Origin of the sequence: Flavobacterium lacus (assembly GCF_003268815.1) — a bacterium.
In the GTDB taxonomy this organism is placed as follows: domain Bacteria; phylum Bacteroidota; class Bacteroidia; order Flavobacteriales; family Flavobacteriaceae; genus Flavobacterium; species Flavobacterium lacus.
Map to the genome: position 1 here is coordinate 1 of NZ_QLSV01000026.1, position 6,240 is coordinate 6,240.

The 6,240-nt window shown below is 43.1% G+C and carries 1 protein-coding gene; it reads left to right on the forward strand.

Annotated features, from left to right (window positions below):
- Nucleotides 1-6,240 (forward strand): PKD-like domain-containing protein (locus B0I10_RS15420; protein ID WP_112087417.1); only part of this gene is annotated, 6,240 nt, incomplete at its 5' end.

The window sequence follows — 6,240 nt, forward strand, 5'->3', positions numbered from 1 at the left end:
TGGACGGTTTCCTCACCGGTAGGAATCACAGGAGCATCGGATGAGACTAATCCGCAAACGAGCATAAGTCAAACTTTAACCAATACGACAGCTGCTTCTATTGATGTGGTTTATACCGTTGAGGCCTCAGTGGGAGCGTCTCCGAATGTTTGTACGGATACCTTTAGCATTACGGTTACAGTTAATCCAAAGCCACTTATTTCGGATTTCACGCCATCGATTTGTTCAGAGCAAACCTTTACGGTAACGCCCACAACAAGCGGAACAGATTTAGTTCCTGTTGGAACAACCTATACATGGACAGTTGCAGCACCAGTAGGAATTACTGGAGCTTCAGACCAAGCTACGCCGCAAGCAGCCATTAGTCAAACCTTAACTAATACAACCGAGACAGAGTTAGATGTTACCTACACCGTAACAGCTTCTTCAGGCGCAGCACCGGATGTTTGTACGGATACTTTTACGGTAACTGTCACTGTAAATCCATTACCAATAATCAACGATACAACAGCTGTTATTTGCTCGGATGATACTTTTACTATTACACCAGTAACGGCTTTGCCGGAGATAGTTCCCACCGGGACAACTTATACATGGACTGTTTTATCACCAGCAGGCATAACAGGAGCATCGGATGAGGCGACTCCCCAAGTGAGCATAAGCCAAACTTTAACAAATACTACGAATGCCTCAATTGATGTAGTTTATACAGTAACAGCCTCAGTGGGCATAGCACCGAATATTTGTACCGACACCTTCACAATCACAGTCACGGTAAATCCAAATCCAAGCATAGCGGATCAAGTTGCTACGATTTGCTCGGAAGATACTTTCACTGTAACGCCAAGTAACACTTTACCGGATGTTGTTCCAACGGGAACGACTTACACATGGACGGTTGTCGCACCGGCCGGAATCAGTGGAGCAGCAGACCAGGCCACACCGCAAACAGCGATTAGTCAAACGTTAACCAATGCCACAGATACAGTTATCGATGTGGTTTATACTGTTACAGCAAGTGTTGGTACAGCCCCAAATGTATGTTCATCTAGCTTTGAAATCACAGTAAGTGTCAACCCACGGCCAAGCATAGCCGATGTAACGGAATCAATTTGTTCCGAGCAAACCTTTAGCGTTACACCCGTTACCGGAACCGATGTTGTTCCCTTAGACACCACTTATACTTGGAGCGTAGTTGCACCGGCAGGAATTACCGGAGCCTCCAACCAAGGAGTACCACAAACCACAATTAGTCAGACTTTAACTAATTCCATTACTGCTTCTTTAGATGTAGTGTATACCGTAACGGCTTCGGCTGGTATAGCACCAACGGTTTGTACAAACACTTTTATCATTACAGTAACTGTCAATCCATTACCGATTATAGCGGATAAAGTAGCTATTATCTGCTCGGAAGATACCTTTACAGTCATACCAACAAACACCTTACCGGATGTCGTTCCAACAGGTACAACCTACACATGGAGCGTTACCGCACCGGCAGAAATTGCAGGAGCATCTAATCAAGCCACGCCACAAACAGGCATTAGTCAAACCTTGACTAATTCCACCGATGCACCACTTGATGTAATTTACAACGTGATAGCATCTGTGGGTACGGCACCAAATATTTGCACTGACACCTTCAGTATAACGGTTAGTGTCAATCCAAAACCATTTATTGCAGATAAAACGGATACAATTTGTTCGGAAGCTACTTTCATCTTAGTACCATCCACAACCGGTTCAGATAGTGTTCCGGTGGGAACTACTTATACTTGGAGTGTTGCACCTGTGGTAGGCATTACAGGAGCATCCAACCAAGCCACGCCACAGACACAAATTAGTCAAAGTCTGACTAATTCTACCGATGTTGCTATTGATGTAGTATATACAATAACAGCCACTTCAGGCGTTGCACCAAATCAGTGCAGTAGTACTTTTGATTTAACAGTAAGTGTCAATCCAAAACCATTGATAGCCGATGTAATCCAGGCGATTTGTACCACAGAAACCTTTACGGTAACACCGGTTTCAAACGCAAGTAATCTTGTACCGGTTGGCACTACTTATACATGGAATGTTGCCGCTCCGGTAGGAATAACAGGAGCATCAGATCAGTTGAACCCACAAAATTCAATCAGTCAAACTTTAACCAACAGCACAGAGTTGCCATTAGATGTGGTTTACACCGTAACGGCAAGTTCCACAGGCTGTACAGCTACATTTGAGATAAGAGTCACTGTGAACCCAACACCTTTGGTAACGGTTAATTCCCCAACAGTTTGCTCGGGAGATTTAGCGACCATAACAGCGACTTCTACTACGCCGGGCACTTATAATTACGCATGGACAGTGCCTTCGAGTGCAGCTAATCCAGGCAACGTGGCAAGTTTTACCACACTAGTAGCCGGAACTTATAGTGTCATTATTACCGATGTAAACACGGGATGTGTCTCGGCGAGTGCTTCAGGATTAGTAACCTTGTTGCCACTTCCAACGGCGAGTGTGAGTGGCGATGTTACGATCTGTCCAACAGGCGAGGCTACGATTACTTTCACGGCAACACCGGGCACAACCATAGAATACACAGTAAATACAGGAGGAGTACAAACCCAAGGCATTGATGCTTCGGGCGTGTTTACGATAACGGATACCTACACTACTACCACTATCTTTACTTTGATAGGTGTTTTCACGAGTACCAATCCGATTTGTTCGGTACCCCTTAATCAAACTGCTACAGTAACCGTTGCCCCGGCTCCAATTATTTTCAGCCATCCTGATTTAGTACTTTGTGATGACAATAATGATGGACGTGGGCGATTTAATTTGGCTCAGACCGAGAGCATCATTACCGGTGGAGCTACGGGATTAACCGTATCGTATCATGAGACATTAACGGATGCCCAATTAGGTGGAGCACCAATACCGAATCCTGCAGATTATTTATCGATTAATCCATGGCTTCAAACCATTTATGTGCGAGTGATTAATACGGGAGCAACCGATTGTCCGTCAATTACAACCTTTAATTTAATTGTTAATCCATTCCCGGTAATCAATACGACTCCGGATGATTATGCGTTGTGTGACGATGATACGGATGGGGTTCAGGTGTTTGATTTATCTTCTCGAATCGCTAACATTTTAGAGGGATTAGATCCGAGTTTACATACGGTGACTTTCCACCCAAGCGAAGCAGAAGCAACGCTAGGCACACCACAACTTCCAACAATCTATAGTAGTTCCACACAAACCGTTTGGGTTCGTGTAACCATTAATGCGACAGGTTGTTTTGATGTAGCACCGCTGGAATTAGTTGTCAATCCTTTACCGATTGCTACATTACCTACGCCACTGACCTTGTGCGATGATAATAATCCGGGCGACGAGCAGGAAGAATTTGATTTAACGCAAGCCATTGCCCAGATTGTAGGGACACAACAAGGGCTGGAGGTTACCTTCCACTTTACGCTACTTCAAGCACAACAGGGTACTAATGCGTTACCTACGTTGTATACCAATACCTCCAACGTTCAAACCATCCACGTTCGGGTGCTTAATCCGGTTACGGGCTGTTATTCAACCACTACGTTGGATTTACGTGTAGAACCACTTCCGATATTGCTTATTCCAATCAATCCTATCACGTTGTGTGATGACAACAATGATGGTTTGGCTACTTTTGATTTAGGAGCTCTTGTTCCGGGCTTACTCAATGGAGCGACAGATATAAGTATCAGTTTTCATGAAACCGAGCAAGAGGCATTGGATGGGAACAATGATTTATCATTATCTTACTTAAGTATCTTACCATGGCAACAGTTTATTTATGTTCGTGCTGAGCATAACACCACGGGTTGTGTGCGTGTGATGATGCTGGAATTAAATGTAAACCCAAGACCGGAAGTACCAACAAATTTACCGGATATCGTTCAATGTGATACGGACGGGAATCAGCAAAATGGATTAAGCACGTTTGATTTAAGCGTTCAAACGCCACTTATTTTAGCTGCTCAAAGTGGAGCTGCTTCTGATTATCAGGTGGCTTACTTTACTACTGAGGCAGCTGCAATAAGCAACATTGGAGCGATTGTGAATATAACGGCTTATCCTAACACGAGCAATCCACAAACCATTTGGGTTAGAGTAACGGATCTTGCTACGGGTTGTTTCCACACGGGAAGTTTTGATTTAATTGTGAATTTACCTTTGGCACTCACCATACCGGATCCGATATCCTTGTGCGATGAGGCTTTACCAAATAATCAATTTACAGTATTTGACTTAACTATTCGTGATAATGACATTACCAATGGATTAGGCGGCTATACGGTGACTTACTATCCAAGTTTTCAAGAGGCACAAAATAATGTCAATGCGATTCAAAATCCAACGGCTTACACCAATGCGATTGCAGCGGTGCAAACCTTAGGGGTGAAAGTGACGAGTCAGGCGGGTTGCGTAAGCTTTACGACCTTAACGATACGAGTAATACCAAGACCGGAACCGTTATTTGACCCAGCACCGATAGAAGAGTGTGACGATGCTAATCCAGGGGATGGTTTAGAGAATTTCGATTTGACTCAGCGAGCACTTTACATTTTAAACGGAGCGAGTTTAACCGAGTTTTCATTGACATATTTTGAGAGTTTAGCTGATGCAGAAACGGAGACCAATCCAATTGTGGACCCAACGAATTATGACAGTACAAATCCAGATACGCAAATTATTTATATTCGAGTAACTAGAATACCAACCAATCCGTTGGAGCCAAGATGTTATGAAATTGTAGAGCTTGAATTGATTGTGAATCCGCTACCGGATATTGTATCACCGGTTAATTTGTATCAATGTGTGGCAATAGATCAACCGATTTTACCATTTACTTTAAGTTTAGCCAATCAAGATGTGTTGGGAGCTAACCAAAGTGAGGTGGACTTTAGTGTAACGTATTATGGCTCACAGGCCGATGCAGAGGCGGGTAGTCCACAATTGCCAAACACTTACACTAGTACAAGTATTCAAGGTACACCACAGACGATTTACGTTAGAGTAGAAAACAATATCACCGAATGTTTTGTTGTAGGCACGGTTGATTTAGTGATTGAAGAAGGAACCTTTGCCAATCCAATTCCTGTGGATGACCTTGCAGTAACCAAATGTGATGATCAAGACGCATTGAATGACGGCAAAGCCGCGTTTAATCTAGATGCAGATGTAACACCGATATTGTTGGGAACTGCATTGACAACCCCAAACAATTACCCCGGTACAGTAGTTTATTATTTTGTAAGTCTAACCGCAGCACAAGAGGCGGCAGAAGAGAACGATTACAGTGGAGCATTAAGCGGAACGGATTTAACAGCCTTTGTCAACACAATCGCCTTTAGTCAAGAAATCTATGCTATTTTGGTTAATCCAAACACGCAAAGTGGTTGTCCGAATATTGTACCGGTAACCTTAACGGTTCATAAATTACCTGAACCAACGGTTCAAGATGACTTTATTTGTACCGATCCAATTACGGGTGATGTGATAAGACAAGCTGTTTTAGAGAGTGGATTAAATCCATTGACACATAATTTTGTATGGACAGATTCACTTGGCAATGAGCTAGGTACCGAGGCTAACTTAACGGTAGATACGCCGGGTGCTTATACTTTAACGGTTATCAACACAGAGACTGAGCCAAGATGTTCAAACACAGTAACGGTGAATGTCATTCAATCGGAGCAAGCCATTTTAAGTTATGTGCAGAGTAATTACTTTACCGACAATGCTACTATCACGGTCATTGCAACGGGAATCACCATTCCGGACCAAGGTAATTCGAATTATGTGTATAGTTTAGATAACGGTCCATTCCAGGCTAGTAACGTGTTTACCAATGTGAGTGCAGGAAGTCATTTGGTAACCGTTCAAGACTTAAACGGCTGTTCAGAGGCTACCATCGAAGTGTATGTGGTGGATTATCCGCTGTTCTTTACTCCTAATGGAGATGGTTACAACGACACTTGGAATATTTTTACGTTAAGAGATACCAATCCTAACGCAAAAATTTATATATTTGACCGCTATGGAAAATTCCTGAAACAAATAGCTCCGGTAGGACAAGGTTGGGATGGAACATTCAACGGTGAAAACCTTCCCTCAACCGATTACTGGTTTACGGTAGAGTATTTGGAAAACGGTCAGACCAAAACATTTAAAGCACATTTTTCATTAAAAAGATAG